The organism is Cupriavidus sp. MEYA8, assembly GCF_059278825.1.
Map to the genome: position 1 here is coordinate 1,887,249 of NZ_CM181221.1, position 18,311 is coordinate 1,905,559.

Sequence of the window (18,311 nt, forward strand, 5' to 3'; positions counted from 1 at the left end):
CTTCCACCCTCCTCCCCAGCACCCCGGAGCTCAGACATGACGACTCACATCCACGCCGGCACCGCCGTCATCACCGGCGCCTCGTCCGGCATCGGCGCGATCTATGCGGATCGCCTCGCGCGCCGCGGCCACGATCTCATCCTGGTGGCGCGCAATCGCTCCCGCCTCGAAGCGCTGGCCCGCCGCATCAGCGACGACACCGGCCGCTCGGTCGAGATCGTGACCGCGGACCTTGGCCAGGCTGCCGATGTCCGCCGCATCGAAGAACTGTTGCGCAGCGATGCCAGCATCAACACCCTGGTCAACAATGCCGGCGTCGGCGCCGCGGCACCGCTGGAGGTCTCGGACGTCGACAAGATGCAGGCGATGATCGAGCTCAACGTCACGGCCCTGACCCGCCTGACTTATGCCGCCGCGCCGGCATTCGTGGCGCGCGGCGAAGGCACCATCATCAATATCGCGTCGATCGTCGCGGTGGCGCCCGAGATCCTGAATGGCGTCTATGGCGGCACGAAAGCGTTCGTGCTGGCCTTTACCCAGTCGTTGCAGCATGAGCTTGCCGGCAAGGGCGTGCGCGTGCAGGCCGTGCTTCCCGGCGCCACGCGGACCGAGTTCTGGGACACCGCCGGCCATTCGGTCGAAAACCTGCCGCAAGGCATCGTGATGAGCGGCGACGACCTGGTCGATGCCGCGCTGGCCGGGCTTGACCTGGGTGAAGTGATTACCGTGCCATCGCTGCCCGACGACGCGGACTGGAAGGCGTTCGAGGCTGCACGTGCCGCGCTCGGTCCCAATCTGTCACGTGACCGGCCCGCGGCCCGGTACGGCGTGGCGCGGTAGTTCACTGGCAGTTCTCTGGCAGTTATCCCGGGGCGCCGGATCGGCGCTCCCCGGCTGAGAAGGCTGGAGGCGGGTGTCACAGGCGACGCCCGGTACGTTTGAACAGGTCTCAAATGCTATGAAACTCATCACGATTTCTTTGCTCGCTGCAGCGCTGATGGCTTCGAGCCTCGCTTTCCCGACGCATGCGCAAGCCGCCGATACGAACGCCACCAGCCGCGCCCTGACCCGCGAAGCCGTGCGCGCCGATCTCGAAGCCTGGCACCGCGCCGGGCTGTCGGAGTACCGGCTTGGCGACCGCGCTTCCAACTTCGAAAACGCCGAGTATCAGAAGCGCCTCGCGCTGTATCAGCGCCTTCAGGCCGAACAGGCGACCGCCACGGCTCGGTGAGCCTGCGACGCACGGCGCCCAGGGCTTGCGGTTATGGACAGCGCACCTATCCTTCATCCGTTTACTTCGCATGCGAATTATATATATACTTCGCACGCGAACTTCATTCCGATGCTTGCACGGCATCCTGCCATCCCGCAACTCACCCGGAGACCGACCAATGACCCCCGAAATCCGCATTGACCTCACCGGCGGCGTGCTGACCATGACGCTTGCCCGGCCCGACAAGAAGAACGCCCTGACGAACGACATGTATGGCGCACTCGCCGACACGATCGAGCAGGCGCAACAGGACCGGCGTATCCGGGTCCTGCTGGTCCAGGGAGACGGGGACATGTTCACCGCCGGCAACGACATCGGCGAATTCGCCGCGATCGCGGCGGGAAAGCACGGCGGCGAACGCCACGTGCATCGCTTCCTGCACGCCCTTGCCAACTCGACGGTACCGACTGTCGCCGCCGTCAACGGCAAGGCCGTCGGCGTCGGAACTACCATGCTGCTGCATTGCGACTACGTCGTGCTCGGCCAGGATTCGCAGTTGATCACGCCTTTCGTCAACCTGGCGCTGGTTCCCGAGGCGGCATCGAGCCATCTGCTCCCGCTGCGGATCGGCCACGTCAGGGCCTTCGAGATGTTCGCGCTGGGCGAGCCGCTCGACGCGCAGACCGCGGTGGCCTGGGGCATCGCGAACAAGGTCGTCGGCAATGACCAGTTGCGGCCGGAGGCGCGCCGCATGGCCGAGAAGCTTGCCACCCGGCCGCCGGGCTCGCTGAGCGCCATGAAAAAATTGATGCGCGATGCGGAAAAACTGGTGTCGCAGATGCACAGCGAAAGCGCCAGGTTCGAGGAGCGGCTGGCCAGTGCGGAAGCCAGGGAAGCCTTCCAGGCTTTCGCCGAAAAGCGCAAGCCGGACTTCACCAGGCTCGACGGGCAGTAAGCCGGCTGCCTCGCGTCCTCGATTCGGCGCCGCTGCCCCGGGTTACTCCTGATGCTCGTCGGCGGCCGGAAATTTCGTCTGCAAACTGCCCAGCCAGCGCGCCACTACGTCGATCTCGTCCGGGGTGAAGCCCTCGGTCAGCCTGGCATTCAATACCTTCATGCTGGCCTTGGAGCGCAGGCGCGCCTTGCGCCCCGCTTCCGTCAGCCACAGGCGCGATGCACGGCGATCGCTATCGTCCGGCCGACGCTCGATCAGGCCGGCCCGTTCGGTCCGGTCGGCCAGCCCGCTCATCCCGGGTGCGCCCAGATCGAGTGCCGCGGCGGCCTCGCTCATCAGCGCGCCATCATTCCTGCCCAGAAAGAACAGCAGCCCGGCCTGGGCGGATGTCACGCCACCGGAGGCAATGCGCGCTTGAGACCACCGCTGCAGGCGCCGCTGGCCCACGTTCAACAGGTAGACGAGGCGAGGTTCCATGTGTTCGGCGGCATTGTGAATTTGTTCGCATGCGAATATATCATGGGCCCGCCCGGCAACGGCGTAGCCGGCCGGAAGGCGCACGCGACCGCATCCGGCGCAAACCGGATACGATCGGATGCGATTGCGATGCCATCACGGCATTTCCGCACTCGCCGTGATTGCGGGTAGCAGCGCTAGCGCGCCAGGCGTCCCTGCAGCACATTGCTGATGCCACCGCCCAGCGCGCCGAGCACCCCCGCCGCGACCAGTCCGGCCAGCAACGACGGAGTCGGAGGCTGGCTCGCGGCAAAGAAGCTGATCAGCCCCAGAAAGTAGGCAAGCGGGTTGTTGATGCCGGGCAAGGCCCGCAAGCTGAGCACGAGCACCACATCGGCGAATACAGCAAGCGGCGTAGCAAGGTTCCCGACGTGCGGGGACAGCCATCCGATCAGCAGTGCCGTCCCGGCGCCAAACACGATGCCGAGCAGGAGTGCCACAAGATTCGCCAGGCCTTCGCGCACCGTCTGGCCGCGCGAGTTGTAGCCGACCCAGCCAAGGAACATGGCCCAGGCCGGCAACGCCGCGGCGAGCGTCACGAAAGTTGTCACTGCGGCCACCACGGCCCCGACCAGCGTAATGCCATGGAACGTGCCCGGCGAAATTGCCATGGCGGCAGGAGTGCTGGTGTTCGACATGGATTTCCTCCTTCGGTGAGTGGGACCGCCTGGCGAACGCAGGCGGATCCCCGGGTCTTCAGATCAGTTTGGTTTCGACATGGATGTTGCCGCGCAGGGCCTTCGAATACGGGCAAGTCTGGTGCGCGGTATCCACCAGTGCCTGGGCCACGTCGCGCTCGATGCCGGGAATCCGGACATTGAGGCGGGCCTGCAGCAGGTAGGCTTCGCCGGCCGTGCCCAGGTCGACTTCCGCGTCGACGGACAGGTCCGACGGCAGCCTGACCTTCATCTTGCCGGCAGCCAGTCCGATCGCGCCGATAAAGCATGCCGACCATCCCGTCGCCAGCAATTGCTCCGGGTTCGTGCCGGATCCGCTGGACCCCGGCGACGACAACTGCAGGTTCAGGCGGCCGTCATCGCTACGGGCTTCGCCGTTGCGGCCACCCGCGGTGATATGGACCTTGCCGGTGTACAGCACATTTTCGATGCGGGTCATGATTTGCTCCTTGATAGACGGTGATGGCGTGGGTCAGGCGTGTGCGCCGTCGAGATAGGGGTCGGCACTGCGCGCCGGTGCCGCGGAGACGCCGGTGCGGTCCAGGCCGGCCAGCGTCCGTGCGCCATCGGTGAAGGGATCGAAGCTGCGGGCGCCGTCGCTGTACGCGCTGCGCGGCTCCTGCACCGAACGCGCCCCTTCGCTGTACGGGTCGCGGGCATCCAGCACCGAGCGGGCGCCGTCGGTGTACGGGTCACGCGCGCCCACATGGGACAGGCTCGCGGCCTGGGCACCTGCCGCTGCGGCGGTCAAGGCGATGGCCAGTACGAAACGGCGGGCGATGTTGGTAGTCATGATTGGTTTCCTCAAGAATCGACGTTGAACTGTGAGCGCCCGGTGCTTGCTTTCGCTGGATTTCGGCGCCGGGCCACGGAACGTATTTAAGGAGACCGGTGTATCGCGCGTGTAGTGCAGGGAGGCCGATGCTGTCACCAAGCGTATCGCCCCGGCTGCGCAATACAAAGACATACAAAATCGCTGTCAGGTCCTGATCTGGCCTGGGCCTGATGCGCCCACTGGTAGCGGGTGCCGATGCCGCCCAACGAAGTCGTCCACGACCGCTGTTGTCGCCCCGGCGCCATCCCGGCGCCGGCAGAGGTCTTTCAGTTCAGCGCCGGAACCACAGCAGCGACAGCCCGCACGCCGCCGCCAGCAGCACGGCCGAGGCCGCCGCCAGCAAGGCGCCGATCTCGATTGCCCTGCGCTCGAGCACGAAACGGGCGCTCAGCCGGCGATACACCTGCGTCAGGTCCGCGGCCGAGCCTGCCTGGAAGTACTCGCCGTCAGTGAGCGCCGCGACCGCGCGCAAGGTGGGCTCGTCCAGCTGCATGTAGAAAGACAGGCCAGACACTGCCGCACCCCCGTCCTGCGGCATGCCGAAGCCCACGGTGTAGACGCGAACGCCGCGCTGGGCCGCCATGCGCGCGGCGTCCAGGGGGTCCGGGCCGGTGGTGCGGCGGCCGTCGCTGAGGAGGATCACCGCACCGTGCCGGTAAGAGCCCGGCAGCGCCGCCGGCTGCTCCAGGTCGCGCTTGCGGACGGCGTCCGCCGCCGCGGCCTCTGTCATCGATCTGCCACCCGGCCCGGGCGCGAGCGACTCGCCACTGAAGAGGATCGCTTCCAGGTCGATGCCATCGTCGGGAAACAGCATCGCCAGCGCCTGGATCAGCCCGCTGCCTGTCGCCGTGCCGCGCTGGAGCTGGAAGCGGTCGATCGCGTCGATCATGTCCTGCCGGTTGTCGGTCGGGGGCAGCACCACGGTCGCCGTGGCGGCAAAAGAGACAATGCCCAGGCGCACGCTGGCCGGCAGCCCGACGATAAGATCCCGCGCAGCCTGCTGGGCCGCGCTGATCCGGGTGGGCGCGACGTCGGTGGCCTCCATGCTGCGGGAAGTATCCATGGCCAGCACCAGGGTGATGGTGTCGGACGGCAGCGTGACGGTCGCCGTAGGACGGGCGCAAGCCAGCAGCGCCGCGCCCAGCGCGAGCAGGAAGAGCAGCGGCGGGATATGACGCCGCAGCCGTTGCCTGCGGCCCAGCGCGGCGCGCGGCAGCGCAAGGCTGGAATACAACAGGGCGATTTTCTTGCGCCGCGCAAGCAGGTACAGGTAGGCGGCTGCCAGCAGTGGGAGCAAGAGCAGCAGCCATAGCATTTGCGGCCAGAGAAACTGCATGCCCTGCTCCTTGGCGCGTGGGTAGGACGATGTTACTACTGTAGCTTCCCGGGCGGACCGGATCCCCGAGCGATCAGACCGGGTAACCGGCAAATGCCATTTACCGCACAATCTCATCCACGGCAAGGCTCACGCGCCCGCCAGGCATCCAGGCGCTGGCTAACGACCCCACCCGCAGAATCGCTCGAGCAGTTCCGCCTCGGTTTCATGGACTTCAACCGGCAGGCTGCTTGCGCCGGCAAACGCCAGATAGCGGGCGCGATGCTGGCCGTTTCGAAACGACACCACGCCTTCACTGGCAATGCCGATCAGCCCGGATAGCGTACGGCGGCGCCGGGTTGTGAACGTTACATAGGGGACTTCCGGAATCCGCTCCTGGCCGGGCGCCAGGAACTCGCAAATGCCGCGCACCTTGCCCGCATGCCAGTACTGCGCAGCCTGAAGGACATAGTCCGTGGTATCGCGGTCGGCGCAGGCGAGCAGTTTCGCCAGGTTGATCACGACCACCTTGTGGCGCGAGTCGGGGGCATCGAAACCGCATTTCATGCGGGTGAACGTGTAAGGACTGTGACCGGGGATAGGAACTATCCAGTTCCCGTCAGGACCCCGTTGCACCTGATCTTCTGACAAGGCGACTCCGATTTCTTGTTATCCCGGCGCTTCGCCGGGGCCGGATTCGATGCGGCGCGGCTTCAACCGCCGCTGCCGTGCTATCCGTATGCCCTGGGATTATGCGTCAGCGCCAGGCCCTTGTGAACTCGCCAGTCACACGCCCCGCATCAGCGTCCGCAACGTCTGCCGCTTGCCGGGTAGGGGTATGCCCCAACGTGTCGCCAATCAGCAATTCAAAGTCGCAGCAACACAAGCGCGACGCGCCCAAGGCATCAGACACTCGCCCAGCACCCTGATCCTGCATGTCAGGGTTGCCGAGCATCACAAGAATGAAACCAGAACATGGGCCAAGGAGGAACGAGTAGATGAAAAGAACGATGATCGCCCTCGCCGCGATGGTTGCGTGTGGCGCAGTCAAAGCGCAATCCAGCGTAACGCTCTACGGCGTGATGGACGTGAACGTCGAGTACGTTAATCACGTTGGTGCCGTGCCGCAGGCGAGTAACGGATTCAATCCGGGCACGGGCGGCAAAGCATTCAGACAGGACGCCGGCGGCTACTCCGGCTCGCGCTGGGGCCTTCGCGGCAAGGAAGACCTGGGCGGCGGGCTGAAATCGGTTTTCGTTCTGGAGAGCGGCTTCTCGAGCGATACCGGTACCCTGCAACAGGGTGGCCGGATATTTGGCCGCCAGGCCTTTGTTGGCGTTGAGTCGCCATATGGCCAGATTACTTTCGGCCGGCAATACCATTCGTTGTTCTCCACGCTAGCCAACTTTGTCCCGGCGCGATATGCCAGCCAGTATGAGCCTACCGGCGTGATTGCCGGTGCCAACTTCCGCCAGGACAACGCGGTGAAGTACACCGGCGTGTTCGGGGGGCTCACGGCCATGGCAAACTGGTCGTTTGGCGTGGGCACAACACTTCCGCAAGTCGCTCCCACCCTCCCGACTGCTGGTGGCAACGGTGAAGTGCCAGGGCAGTTCCGCCGGGACACAAGCTATGGAGCAGGGCTGAACTATCTTGCCGGGCCTTTCGGGGTGGGCGTCGGCTATGACCAATGGAATCCGACGATCGGCACTGGCCACGGTACCTATAAGAAGGCTGCTGTCATGGCCAGCTACGCTCTCAATGGAACGGCGAAGGTAATGGGCGGTTATCGCTGGGGTCAGAACAAGAATCAAAATGGCACGTTGATTCAACGTGACGATTTCTACTGGATTGGCGGTCAATACCGGTTCTCACCGACTCTCGATTTCACGCTCGAGTACAACTACCAGGACGTGAAGAACCTGGGAGGGAACACTCACATTGCCAACCCCTGGCAGATTGCGCTGATTGCAGACTACGTGCTCTCCAAGCGTACCGACATCTACCTGACCACGGCCTATTCAAAGAACGCTGGCCTGGCCATGGAATCGGCGGCAAGCAATTTCGCCACCAGCCTTACGTTGAATAGTTACGCGCTCCCCAATGGCCAGACCTCGATGTTTGGCGTTGCCGTGGGTATCCGTCACGTCTTCTGAGGCCCGCATAGTGGCGACGTGTCATGCTTCTGTCGAAGTGATGGGTGGCACGTCGCCCCCCTGTCGCCCCCCTCCCGCGCCTGAACCGGATCAAGTGGCGCGACTACAGCCGCGCCTGGGGGAGCGCAGGAATGCCATGAAAGCTACGCGGCTGTCTTCCCGCCGTTCACGTGAAGGATCTGGCCCGTGATGTACGTGGACTGGCCGGATGCCAGGAAGATAATCGCCTCAGCGACTTCTTCCGGTGTGCCGACGCGTCCGGCTGGGATCGTTGCGGCGACAGCTGCGACCCGATCCGCGCCGCCGGCAATGCGTCCGAGCATTTCCGTTTCAATCGGGCCCGGCGCCACGGCGTTGACGCGGACATTCGATTTGATGGCATCCAGCGCCGCCGACTTGGTGAAGCCCTCGATCGCGTGCTTGCTTGCCACATACATGGGATTGCGCGGGTTACCGCGGCTGCCCATCGTGGAAGAGAGGTTGACGACCGCCCCACGCTTCTGCGAGATCATCGCGCGCAGCTCGTGCTTCATGCAAAGGAATGTCCCAAGGACATTCGCATCGAAAATCGTCGTGTACGACTCGACGGTCTGCTCGACGATCGATCCCGGGGTTCCTTCCGTTCCGGCACTGTTCACTGCGATATCAAGGCATCCAAAGCGCTCGACGGCATGGCCGACAAGACGGATGACATCGTCTTCACGGCTGATATCGGCCGCGACGAAGTCCGCTTCCGCGCCCATCTGCCGAAGTTCCGAGATGAGGGCATCTCCGGCAGCGGCGTTCCGACCCGAGCAGACCAGTCGTGCACCTTTGGCTGCAAAGGCAAGCGCCGTCGCGCGGCCGATGCCTGCCGTCGCACCGGTAATCAAGACAACAGCATGAGACATGAGAATTTCCTTCGGGGGAGTGAAGAGGAGCTATTCGAGAGCCTGGGGAAGATGTTCAAGACGCGCGCATGCCCGGATGCTCAACTGGCCGGCACAACATTCGCACTGTCAGAATGCGACAGCGTTCCTGCCCTTCAGTTGAAGCATGTCACGCGCCTCGTCCGGCGTAGCCACCTCGAGGTTCAGCGATTCCAGAACACCAACGACGCGCCTGACCTGGTCGGCATTGCTCTTCGACAGGCGGCCCGGGCCGTCCCAGAGCGAGTCCTCCAGCCCCACGCGGACGTTTCCGCCCATGGCGGCGGCCATCGAGGCAATCGGCATCTGGCTGCGGCCGGCGCCGAGCACCGACCAGTAGTAGTCCTTGCCGAACAGCCGCTCGGCGGTGCGGCGCATGTGCATGACGTCCTCGGGATGCGAGCCGATGCCGCCGAGCAGGCCGAACACCGACTGGATGAAGAACGGCGCCTTGAGTATGCCGCGGTCAGCGAAGTGGGCGGCGGTATAGAGATGACTGGTGTCGTAGCATTCGACTTCGAAGCGAGTGCCATTGTCGGCGCACGACTCCAGGATGTAGCGGATCTCCTTGAACGTGTTGCGGAAGACGCGGTCCTCGGAACCCTCCAGGTAAGGACGCTCCCAGTCGTGCTTGAACTCCTTGTGCCGGGCGAGCATCGGGTACAAGCCGAAGTTCATTGAACCCATGTTCAGCGAGGCCACTTCCGGCTTGAGCTGCAACGCCGGCTGGAGGCGCTCCTCGACCAGCATGTTGGGGGCGCCGCCGGTCGTGAGGTTGATCACCACGTCGGAGCGCGCCGCGATGCGCGGAAGGAATTCACGAAAGAGCGCGGGGTCCTGGGACGGCTGGCCATTCTCCGGCTTGCGGGCATGCAGATGGACGATCGAGGCGCCTGCCTCGGCCGCGGCAACAGCCTCGTCTTCGATTTCCTGCGCGGTAATGGGGAGATAAGGCGACATCGTCGGAGTGTGGATGCCACCGGTCACGGCGCACGTGACAATAACCTTGCTCTGGGGAGCTGCCATGGTAGATTTCCTTCGTTCTCTGGCTGGGGAATGAACTGCTTCATGCGACGCCGCAAATGCTCGGGAACTTTGCCGTCGCCGGCTGTGACCACGCCCTGAATGTCGCCAATTGGAAAGTAGATGTTCCGGCAAGATATGCGTGGAAGCCGGCAGGAGACGTAGCCACTCAGAGTTGCTGAATCAGTTCCTCTGCCAGCGGCCACGGTCCATAGCCATCTGCCGGTCCGAGATGGCCCACTTCCCCGGCATCGACGAAACGGCTGCCCCAGGCCTGCGCCAGGTCGCGGATTCGTTCGAACTTCCCGAGCGGATCATTTCGGCTCGCCACTACGATGCTCGGGAATTGCAGAGGCCGCCGCGGGATAGGGATCCATCCTTCCTCTGCCAGCGCCTGCGGATCCTTGTATCCGGCCGGCAACGGACTGTCGTAGTCGGTCGGCCCGGCAAGTAGCACGCCCTGCACGGCGCGCGCCGTCTCCTGTGCCCAGTGAACCGTGATCAGGCAGCCAACACTATGTGCAACCAGGATGACCGGCCCTGCAATGCTGCTTACGACACGGTCAAGGTTGGCCACCCTGGCACTGCGCAACCGCTTGTCCTGATCAATCTGGGGCACAATGCGCACCGCTCGTCCCTGCTGCTGCAAACGCTCTGCCAGCAGCGATTGCCAGTGCTCCGGCATGTGATCGCGAAAGCCGGGAACAATCACAACCGTTGGCTGATTTCCGGATGTCATGGGATTCATTTTCCTCGCTTGATTTGATGATTCGCCAGCGCAGCCTGGTCCGTCGGCGAGTACGGCCGATGGTCGGAAGTGATTCTCCCGGCCCGCTTGCGGCTTAGCAGGGGATATCGCCCACGATGCCGGCGCGCTCGAGCTTGCGCGGTGCCGGGTAGTAGTCGTTGACGGCGTAGTGCTGCGTGCTGCGGTTGTCCCAGACCGCAACGTCGCCCTCCTGCCATGCCCAGCGCACCTGGTATTCGGGAATGGTGGCGCGGCTGGTCAGGTAATTGAGCAGCAGCGAGGCGCCGGGCGACTTGTCGATGCCGTAGCGCACGTTGTCCGGGGTGCTGTAGTTGGTGAAGTGCGTCGTGAACGAGGCGCCGACGAACAGGATCTTCTCGCCGGTCTCAGGGTGGGTGCGTACCACCGGATGCTCCACCGGCGGATGATCCTGGGCCAGCTTTGCGCGGTCTTCCGGGGTCATGACCGCACCGAAGCTGTGCTCGATGCTGGCCCTGGCGCGCAGGCCGTCGATCTTCCTTTTGATCTCCTCCGGCAGCTCTTCGTATGCCTTGACCATGTTGACCCAGATGGTGTCGCCGCCGATCTCCGGGCATTCGATGCAGCGCAGGACTGCGCCCATGGCCGGATTGGGACGCCACAGGCCGTCGCAGTGGTAGCTGTTCTCGTAGCTGTGCGGGTTGTCGCTGCGGTAGACCTTCACGAGGCCCGGATACCCGGGAACACTGCCGACCACCGGATGGTCTTCCAGCTTGCCGAAGCCGCTGGCGAAGGCCACGTGATCGGCGCGCGTGATCTCCTGCTTGCGAAAGAAGAGCACCCTGTGCTTGAGCAGCGCCGCGCGGATCTCGGCGAAGCGCGCAGGATCGCGCGCCGCCTCGCCAAGGTTGACGCCAGAAATCTCGGCCCCGATGGCGGGGGTGATTTGCCTGATCTTCATTATTTCTACGTCTCCTGCAGGTGGATGAATCTGCGAACGGGTTCAGAGTCCGGCTGCTTGCGGATGAGCATCCGGCGTTCCAGGCTTTCCGGCGGCGCCGTCGCGAAGGAAGTCAAGTCGCGTTCACGTGACAATTCTCGATAATGACCGCTGACGCATATCATCGTGCCTGGCGACACTTCCCGCTTTGCCTTGCGCGCCTTGAACTTGGCAATTGACGACAACCATCCAATTGCACAGGAAGCCAGAGGATTCAACGCTTCCCCGCAACCTTGAGAGGATGAACGTCGCGGGTCATTCTCGCTTGACAGTACGTGACAGCGATTTATCATGAGCTGTCCATTTTCAGCCTCATTTCCCGATGTCGTTACTTGTCCGCGCTGCAGCCCTGACCAACTACAGCGAGGTCGCTCGTGCCGCCGGACTGGATCCGGTGCGGCTGATGTCTGACGCAGGAATTAGTCCGAGCGTACTTCGCGAGCCGGACCTCATGATTCCAGTCGAGCGTTTCGGACGCCTGCTCCAGGCCTCCGCAGACCTGTCGGGCAACGAGAGTTTCGGGTTGTGCATGGCCGAGTCACGCCAGTTGTCCAATCTCGGGGCGGTAGGCATGCTGATCCGCGACCAGGCGACGCTGCGCGACTCGCTTGGCACGCTGATGCGCTACCAGCCGATGCTCAACGGTGCGCAGTCACTGGCAGTCGAGGAATGCGGCGAACTGGTCATCATCCGCGAGGCGCTGATCGCCGGCAGCGCGCATCAGCCAACCCGCCAAAGGGTTGAACTGGCCCTGGGGGTCATGGTGCGGTTGATACGCCAGCTTCTCAAGCCCGACTGGCAGCCGCAGCGCGTATGCTTCGAGCACCCGGCGCCGCGCGACCTGAGCGCACACCAGCGGTTTTTTGGCCCTCGCATCGAATTCGATTGTGACTTCAACGGGATCCTCTGCGCGCGGGCCGACCTCGATGCGCGCAATCCGTGGGCCGATCCGGCCATGGTGCGCTATGCGCAGCAGCTGGTCGACAAGTCCGCCATGCCGCATCGGGCGACAATGCATGAGGACGTGCGGCGCACCATCCTGCTGCTATTGCCCAGTGGGCGCTGCAGCATCGAACGGGTAGCTGATAGCCTGGGCGTGGTGTGCCGCACGGTCCAGCGCCGGCTGGCGGAAGAGGGTCAGAGCTTCTCGTCGATCGTGAACGAAGTCCGCACGGAGCTCGCGACCCGTCATGTCATCGAGAGCGATCGTCCGTTGACTGAAGTGGCGACACTGCTCGGCTTTTCCGCGCTAAGCGGATTCTCGCGCTGGTATCACGTGCAATTCGGTTGCAGCCCCAAGGAGAGCCGGGCCGCAAGCGGCAGCGTGCGCCGACAGGCAGCCCCTTCGCAGGCAAGCGCTGCCGACCGGATTTGTTCATGATTCCGACCTGGCACGGATCCCGGGGGAGCCTCACCTGCTGCAGTCTTGCCTCGCCATCGGCAAGGTGAGAACGCCCCCGGTCACAACACGTTTCATTCATCGAGCCGGATCTTTGCATCGCCTGCGATCTTCGACCAGGCCTGCAGATCGTTGCTGACAGTCTCGCCGAACTGCACCGAGGTCTTCACCGGCGGCGGCCCAAAGTTCATGCTCTTCATCATCGCTGCGAGATCAGGGGACGCCTGCACCTTGTTGACTTCATCGGCCAGCCTCTTCACGATCGCCGGGTTGGTTCCCGCTGGAGCAAACATGCCGAACCACCCCACCATATCGAACTTATAGCCCTGTTCACCCATGGTCTTGACATCAGGCAGCTGCGGCGCACGCACATTGCCGGTAATGGCAATGGCGCGGACCTTTCCGGAACGCAGGAAGGGAACGGGCGCGGCCGGATCGGTCCAGCCGATTTTCACGACACCTGAGGAAAGGTCAGTCAATAGCTGATTCGAGGTCCGATATGCGACGTGATCGGTCTTCATGCCGGTCTGCTTCTTGAGCCATTCCATCGTCAGCTGCCCTGAAGAGCCGGTGGCCCAGGAAGCGTAGCTGTATTTGTCCGGATTCGCCTTCACCAACTGGATAAGCTCCTGCAGGTTGTGGACCGGCAGATCATTGCTCACCAGCAACATCACGCCACCCTCGGCCGTCTCGGCGATTGGGACAAGGCTCTTCTTAGGATCATACGGGATGGTCTTCAGAACGGCCGGGGCGATGACCTGGTTCGATGCCGTGGTGTAAAGAATCGTGTATCCGTCGGCCGGCGCCTTGACTACAGCGCTTGTCCCAATGACTCCACTGCCGCCCGGCCGGTTTTCAACAACGACTGGCTGCTTCAGGGATGCCGACAGGCGTTGCGCCATCACCCGTGCCAGGGCATCGGTTCCTGATCCTGCCGACGAGGCCACGATCATCTGAATCGGGCGCGCGGGCCAGGCTTCCTGCGCCTGCCCTGAAGCGCACAACGCCAGAAGCGCTGTGGTGCCCAGCGTGACCGCAACCAGCTTTTGAATTCGCAATGCCATTGTCTACCTCCATGTACTTGTTTTGTTGACGATTGGTCAAGCTGCGCGCCTTCCATGTGCGTCGCCCTGGCAGCAGGCGCGACGCACATGGCGGCATGAGCAACGCTGGCATCGCCAATACCGCAAATGCTGTCAAGTTCCCCCAAGGGCTACTTACATGCATTCGGCCTTGCGCAGGAAGCCCTGGTGGCCACCGTTACGATTGGGGGCAAAGCCATTCTTCTGCAGCGTCTCTTCCACCGTGTCGTAGAAGACCCCAAGCTGCAAGATCTCGCGGGTCTGCTGCGCTGTCGCGATGGGGCGACCAAATTCGCCGGCAATACGCACCAATTGCTTGATCTGCTCGACCGTGCTCATCTTTCCGGTGCGGGTCTGGTTCCAGAGTACGTCCTCGATGCCGCACCGCACATGCAGGCCCAAAGCCATGCCGATCATGTTGATGGGCAGCACGTTCAGCACCGAACTCTCCACCGTTACCACGGCTCCGTCCGGCACGGCACGCAGAATGTTGGCCAGGTTGTAGATGTTCGCCTGATCCATGCCGCCGCTGATCGCCACCCAGTTCATCACCAGCGGGCCCTTGTAGACACCGCGGCGAATCATCCGCTCAATCGTTTCAAAGCTGTTGATGTTGTAGCATTGAAACTCGCTTTGAATACCGGCGGCCGTCAGGCGTCGAACGTGCTCCTCGAACCAGCTGGGATTCGAGGGAACGACCATGTCCTTGTAGGTTTCGTAGAGGTGCGCGAACCCCCGCGAAACTCCCTTGAAATCATCCACACTGGCGTGCTCCGTCACATTCATCTGCGAAGTGTTGACGGTCACCGTCACCTGGTCCGGCTTCGGATCAAGTTCGGCCAGCATGTGCCGCGTGTCATCGCTAAGCCATTTGGCGGCCTGTCCCTCTTCAGGCGCGAAGCTGATAGAGCCGCCCACCTGGATGACCATTTCCGGACAGGCCTTGCGCACGCCGGCGATCAGTTCGTTGAACTTGGACAGCCGCTTGCTGCCCTTGCCATCCTCTTCGCGCACGTGCAGATGCAGCACTCTCGCACCAGCTTCGTAGCAATCCACCGCCTTCTGAATCTGATCCGCCATGGTGACAGGGATGTCTTCCGGGAAGTCTGACGGGATCCAGCCTGGCGCATAGGGAGCGGCGGTGATGATCAGGGGCTGCTGGTTCTCGGGATACAGGTGGCCGTCAAGGAAGTTCATATCGATGGATCTCCGGGTTGAGGTTTGAATCTTGGGAACGTCGAACTAGATGGGAAGGCTGCTTCGCGCTGTCAAATCACGAAAATGGACGAGCCGGTGGTCTTTCGGGACTCGAGGTCCCGATGTGCCTGCGTGGCATCTTCCAGGGCATAGCGCTGATTGATCCCGATGTGGATGCGGCCCGCCGCCACGTGGCCGAACAGCTCGCTCACCAGTTCCGCCTTCTCGGCAGGATCGGCGATATAGTCGGCCAGGCCCGGGCGCGTCAGGAATGCCGAGCCTTTGCGGGCCAGGATCGCAGGATCGAACCCGGTGACCGGGCCGGAGGCGAAACCCACGCACACCAGCAGGCCGCGGCGCTTGAGGGAGTCCAGCGAGGCCATGAAGGTGTCCTTGCCCACGCTGTCGAAGACCACGTTCACGCCCACGCCATCCGTCAACTCCCGCACGCGCGTGGCCACGTCCTCATGGCTGTAATTGATCGTGTGGTCGCAGCCATGGGCGCGCGCGATTTCGGCCTTGGCATCGGTAGAAACCGTTCCGATCACCGTCAGTCCCTGCAGCTTGGCCCATTGCGAAATGATCAGGCCGACACCGCCTGCCGCGGCATGCAGCAGGATGGAGTCGCCCGCCTTGAAGGGGTAGATCCGGCGCATCAGGTAGGCCGCTGACAGGCCCCGCATGGTCATGGCAGCCGCGATTTCGCAACTGATCGTCTCCGGCAGCTTGATCAGCGGTGCGGCGGAGATCAACCGCTCCGTGCTGTAGGCGCCCAGCGTGTTGGTAAAGCCCGTATAGGTCACACGGTCGCCGACCGCCAGATGGGTGACGCCGGCACCGACGGCCTGGATAACGCCGGCGGCTTCGTTGCCGATGCCGCTGGGCAGCGGGACCTTATAGGTACCGCTGCGGAAGTAAGTGTCGGCAAAATTCAGACCTGCGGCCACGTGACGGACACGAACCTCCCCTGGCCCCGGATCACCCACATGCGCGTCCTCAAAACGAAGGACGTCGGGTCCGCCTGTCTCGTAAATCTTAACGACTTTCGCCATGTGGTCTCCTGTTCTTGAGTAGATGTCACGGCTTGCCTGGGGCTTGCCGCCTGGGCTCGCCGATGGACAAAATGGACAAGCCGGTGCTGGTGTGACTCAGACGGGTTGATGTCCGAGTGCACTTTGCATGACCGAATCATCGAGCCTGGCGCCGCTTTCCGCTTTCCCTTGCGTGCCTTTAACTTTTCTCTTTATGACAAGGATCCGCCGGCTCATGAGTGATGGAAATACAATGCTTCTGTACAGGCGGCGGTGGATCCTGAGGGAGTCTCCAGATGACCGACAACGGAGTGAAATCCAGTCTTCGCAATACGTGGGAGTCGGCAGCACCCGGCTGGGCGAAGTGGGAGAATGTGTTCGCCACCACTCTTTCTGGCGCCACGGACACGCTCATTGATATGGCCGGTGTCCGGCCGGGCATGCGCGTTCTCGATCTGGCTTGCGGTGCCGGCAGCCAGAGCATCCAGGCAGCGATGCGAGTGGGTGCCGACGGCGAAGTGGTCGCCAGTGATATATCGGGCACCATGCTGGAGCATGTCCGCCGAAATGCCGCCCGTGCCGGCCTTCAGAATATCGAAACGCTGGAATGCGCAGCAGACGAATTGGACGAGACACTGGCCCCGTTCGACGCGGCGATGTGCCGATTGGGACTAATGCTTTTTCCGTCGCCTGGTGAGGCATTGAAATCTGTCCAGCGCGCACTCAAGCCTGGCGCGCGTTTCGCGGCGCTGGTCTTCACGACGCCGGCCGCCAATCCCTTTATGGCTCAGCCGATGGCGATCCTTCTACGCCACGCGGGCAAGTCTCCTCCCGCGCCCGGACAACCCGGAATCTTTGCACTGGGAGGCGATGGCGTGCTGGAACGCCTGATGCACGACAGCGGTCTTGGCGATGTGAGAACACGCCACGTCCGAGCGCAGCTCGTCTTGCCGAGCGCGTCCGATGCGCTGCAACTGATGCAGGAAGCCGCCGGGGCATACCGGGCGGTGGTAGCGGACCTCGACGTCGCGGCCAGGGTGAGGGCCTGGAACGATGTTTATGAATGCCTAAAGCAGTTCGACGTCGGTGAAGGCTTCAAGACCGAGCTTGAACTCATCATCGGCTCGGGCGCGAAGCCAGGATAGTTTTCGCCCCCCTTCGAGCCTAGCGGAACGGCATAAGCGGCAAGCCGATATGGGGCTTTGTACTCCCGCCAACTGGAAGGGCCCTGACAAGGCTTCCAACCATTGCTCCTGTACAGTACCGCCCGGTATCCTTCGTGCCGAGAGCAACGAAATATGGAAGACCAGCATGCAACTCAAGACCGAGGAGATCGAGGCATACCTGCTGGTGGTGGAGTCAGGGAGCGTGAGCGGTGCCGCGCGCCACCTGGCACTGTCGAAGTCCGTTGTCAGCAAACGTATCAGCGACCTGGAGCGCAGCCTTGGCGTGACCTTGCTGCAGCGTTCCACGCGCAGCGTGCAGCCCACCGAAAGCGGCAGGCATTTCTACGAACAGGCCCGTGCTGCGATGGCGCAACTGACGCATGCGGCGGAAAGCATTTCCGAGACATCGCAGCAGCTATGCGGCGAGTTGCGCATCCTGGCGCCGATGAGCTTCGGCACGCTCTGGCTGTCGCCGATGATCGCCGAGTTTGCCAGCGCCCACCCGCGCCTGCATGTCGTGATGGAGCTGGATGACCGCTTGGCCGATACCGGCCATGAGCGCTACGACGTTGCCATCCGCATCACCCGGCTGGGCGACAGCGCGCTGATCGCGCGCCGGCTGGCGGTGAGCCGGCGCATCGCATGCTGCAGCCCGGCCTACGCTGCGCGCGCCGGGCTGCCGGCCAGCCTCGCCGACATCTCGCAGCATGCCTGCCTGTCGTACAGCAACTCCGCGCCCGGCCAGGTGTGGGCGTTCCGTGGCGCGACCCCGCAGGCCGCGCCGAAGGTCATCGCCCCGCGCGGGGTCTTCACCGCCAACAACGGCGAAGTGCTGCGCGACGCGGCGCTGGCCGGCCATGGCATTACGGTATTGCCCTTGTTCATTATCTCGGCGGACCTGGCGGCGGGCCGCCTGGTCCAGGTGCTGCCGCACGAGGTTCCGCTCGACGACGGCATCTTCGCGATCTATCCGCGCAGCAACTTCACCTCGCAGAAAGTGCGGACGCTGGTGCAATACCTGCAGCAGGCAATGTCACCGCCGCCGTGGGAGGCCCGCGCCGCGGGCGGCAGCCAGGTGCCTGAGCCGGCGCCCCTGCTGCGGCACGGTTGA

Annotated in this window: 20 protein-coding genes; 7 read left to right on the forward strand and 13 right to left on the reverse strand. The window is 63.5% G+C overall.

Going from position 1 to position 18,311, the window contains the following annotated elements:
• Nucleotides 1–36: 36 nt before the first annotated feature.
• The 3 genes from AC5WJ1_RS08655 (at nucleotide 37) to AC5WJ1_RS08665 (ending at nucleotide 2,168) form a co-directional block, all read left to right on the forward strand.
• Nucleotides 37–840 (forward strand): SDR family NAD(P)-dependent oxidoreductase, encoded by an 804-nt coding sequence (locus AC5WJ1_RS08655; protein ID WP_195427652.1) that lies wholly within the window; start codon nucleotides 37–39, stop codon nucleotides 838–840.
• A gap of 118 nt (nucleotides 841–958) precedes the next feature.
• On the forward strand, nucleotides 959–1,231 hold the full coding sequence (locus AC5WJ1_RS08660; protein ID WP_135705322.1) for a DUF4148 domain-containing protein: 273 nt from the start codon (nucleotides 959–961) through the stop codon (nucleotides 1,229–1,231).
• 160 nt (nucleotides 1,232–1,391) lie between these two features.
• Entirely contained in the window at nucleotides 1,392–2,168 is a 777-nt protein-coding gene (locus tag AC5WJ1_RS08665) for an enoyl-CoA hydratase (protein WP_135705323.1), read from the forward strand.
• 42 nt (nucleotides 2,169–2,210) lie between these two features.
• On the opposite strand, the gene AC5WJ1_RS08670 is transcribed toward AC5WJ1_RS08665, so the two are convergent.
• From AC5WJ1_RS08670 to AC5WJ1_RS08695, 6 genes are all read right to left on the reverse strand, one after another.
• Nucleotides 2,211–2,645, reverse strand: a complete 435-nt coding sequence (locus AC5WJ1_RS08670; protein ID WP_135706276.1) for a MarR family winged helix-turn-helix transcriptional regulator — start codon at nucleotides 2,643–2,645, stop codon at nucleotides 2,211–2,213.
• 176 nt (nucleotides 2,646–2,821) lie between these two features.
• Entirely contained in the window at nucleotides 2,822–3,322 is a 501-nt protein-coding gene (locus tag AC5WJ1_RS08675) for a DUF1097 domain-containing protein (RefSeq protein ID WP_135705324.1), read from the reverse strand.
• Nucleotides 3,323–3,380: 58 nt separating this feature from the next.
• Nucleotides 3,381–3,800, reverse strand: a complete 420-nt coding sequence (locus tag AC5WJ1_RS08680) for an organic hydroperoxide resistance protein (RefSeq protein ID WP_133096242.1) — start codon at nucleotides 3,798–3,800, stop codon at nucleotides 3,381–3,383.
• Between the two features lie 33 nt (nucleotides 3,801–3,833).
• Nucleotides 3,834–4,154 carry a hydroxyquinol 1,2-dioxygenase gene (locus AC5WJ1_RS08685; RefSeq protein WP_133096243.1) on the reverse strand — a complete coding sequence of 107 codons (321 nt, stop codon included), beginning with the start codon at nucleotides 4,152–4,154 and terminating at the stop codon, nucleotides 3,834–3,836.
• 313 nt (nucleotides 4,155–4,467) lie between these two features.
• Nucleotides 4,468–5,532: a VWA domain-containing protein gene (locus AC5WJ1_RS08690; protein WP_135705326.1), complete on the reverse strand. Its 1,065-nt coding sequence runs from the start codon at nucleotides 5,530–5,532 to the stop codon at nucleotides 4,468–4,470.
• Between the two features lie 159 nt (nucleotides 5,533–5,691).
• Complete coding sequence (locus tag AC5WJ1_RS08695; protein WP_195427651.1) at nucleotides 5,692–6,162, reverse strand: plasmid fertility inhibition factor family protein; 471 nt, start codon at nucleotides 6,160–6,162, stop codon at nucleotides 5,692–5,694.
• A 347-nt stretch (nucleotides 6,163–6,509) separates the two neighbouring features.
• Here AC5WJ1_RS08695 and AC5WJ1_RS08700 point away from each other — a divergent pair, with 347 nt between their 5' ends.
• On the forward strand, nucleotides 6,510–7,667 hold the full coding sequence (locus AC5WJ1_RS08700; protein ID WP_195427650.1) for a porin: 1,158 nt from the start codon (nucleotides 6,510–6,512) through the stop codon (nucleotides 7,665–7,667).
• A gap of 143 nt (nucleotides 7,668–7,810) precedes the next feature.
• Here AC5WJ1_RS08700 and AC5WJ1_RS08705 read toward each other — a convergent pair whose 3' ends face one another.
• The 4 genes from AC5WJ1_RS08705 to AC5WJ1_RS08720 form a co-directional block, all read right to left on the reverse strand.
• Complete coding sequence (locus tag AC5WJ1_RS08705) at nucleotides 7,811–8,557, reverse strand: SDR family NAD(P)-dependent oxidoreductase (RefSeq protein ID WP_135705329.1); 747 nt, start codon at nucleotides 8,555–8,557, stop codon at nucleotides 7,811–7,813.
• Nucleotides 8,558–8,665: 108 nt separating this feature from the next.
• Nucleotides 8,666–9,601 (reverse strand): 3,5-dioxohexanoate:acetyl-CoA acetone transferase, encoded by a 936-nt coding sequence (gene kce / locus AC5WJ1_RS08710; protein WP_133096248.1) that lies wholly within the window; start codon nucleotides 9,599–9,601, stop codon nucleotides 8,666–8,668.
• A gap of 166 nt (nucleotides 9,602–9,767) precedes the next feature.
• Nucleotides 9,768–10,337: an RBBP9/YdeN family alpha/beta hydrolase gene (locus AC5WJ1_RS08715; protein ID WP_133096249.1), complete on the reverse strand. Its 570-nt coding sequence runs from the start codon at nucleotides 10,335–10,337 to the stop codon at nucleotides 9,768–9,770.
• A gap of 103 nt (nucleotides 10,338–10,440) precedes the next feature.
• Nucleotides 10,441–11,286 (reverse strand): TauD/TfdA dioxygenase family protein, encoded by an 846-nt coding sequence (locus AC5WJ1_RS08720; RefSeq protein ID WP_133096250.1) that lies wholly within the window; start codon nucleotides 11,284–11,286, stop codon nucleotides 10,441–10,443.
• Nucleotides 11,287–11,647: 361 nt separating this feature from the next.
• Here AC5WJ1_RS08720 and AC5WJ1_RS08725 point away from each other — a divergent pair, with 361 nt between their 5' ends.
• Complete coding sequence (locus AC5WJ1_RS08725) at nucleotides 11,648–12,706, forward strand: AraC family transcriptional regulator (RefSeq protein ID WP_135705332.1); 1,059 nt, start codon at nucleotides 11,648–11,650, stop codon at nucleotides 12,704–12,706.
• A gap of 92 nt (nucleotides 12,707–12,798) precedes the next feature.
• Here the strand turns inward: AC5WJ1_RS08725 and AC5WJ1_RS08730 are convergent, their stop codons facing one another.
• From AC5WJ1_RS08730 to AC5WJ1_RS08740, 3 genes are all read right to left on the reverse strand, one after another.
• Nucleotides 12,799–13,788, reverse strand: a complete 990-nt coding sequence (locus AC5WJ1_RS08730; protein ID WP_494476028.1) for a Bug family tripartite tricarboxylate transporter substrate binding protein — start codon at nucleotides 13,786–13,788, stop codon at nucleotides 12,799–12,801.
• 153 nt (nucleotides 13,789–13,941) lie between these two features.
• Nucleotides 13,942–15,003, reverse strand: coding sequence for a beta-keto acid cleavage family enzyme (locus AC5WJ1_RS08735; RefSeq protein WP_133096253.1), 1,062 nt, complete (start codon nucleotides 15,001–15,003; stop codon nucleotides 13,942–13,944).
• A 71-nt stretch (nucleotides 15,004–15,074) separates the two neighbouring features.
• A complete protein-coding gene (locus AC5WJ1_RS08740) occupies nucleotides 15,075–16,055 on the reverse strand; it encodes a quinone oxidoreductase family protein (RefSeq protein ID WP_195427647.1) in 981 nt (326 codons plus the stop codon).
• 275 nt (nucleotides 16,056–16,330) lie between these two features.
• On the opposite strand from AC5WJ1_RS08740, the gene AC5WJ1_RS08745 reads away from it, so the two are divergent.
• The gene (locus tag AC5WJ1_RS08745) at nucleotides 16,331–17,179 is read left to right on the forward strand and encodes a class I SAM-dependent methyltransferase (RefSeq protein ID WP_494476029.1); all 849 of its coding nucleotides are present in this window, start codon (nucleotides 16,331–16,333) and stop codon (nucleotides 17,177–17,179) included.
• A gap of 166 nt (nucleotides 17,180–17,345) precedes the next feature.
• The gene (locus AC5WJ1_RS08750) at nucleotides 17,346–18,311 is read left to right on the forward strand and encodes a LysR family transcriptional regulator (RefSeq protein ID WP_434032642.1); all 966 of its coding nucleotides are present in this window, start codon (nucleotides 17,346–17,348) and stop codon (nucleotides 18,309–18,311) included.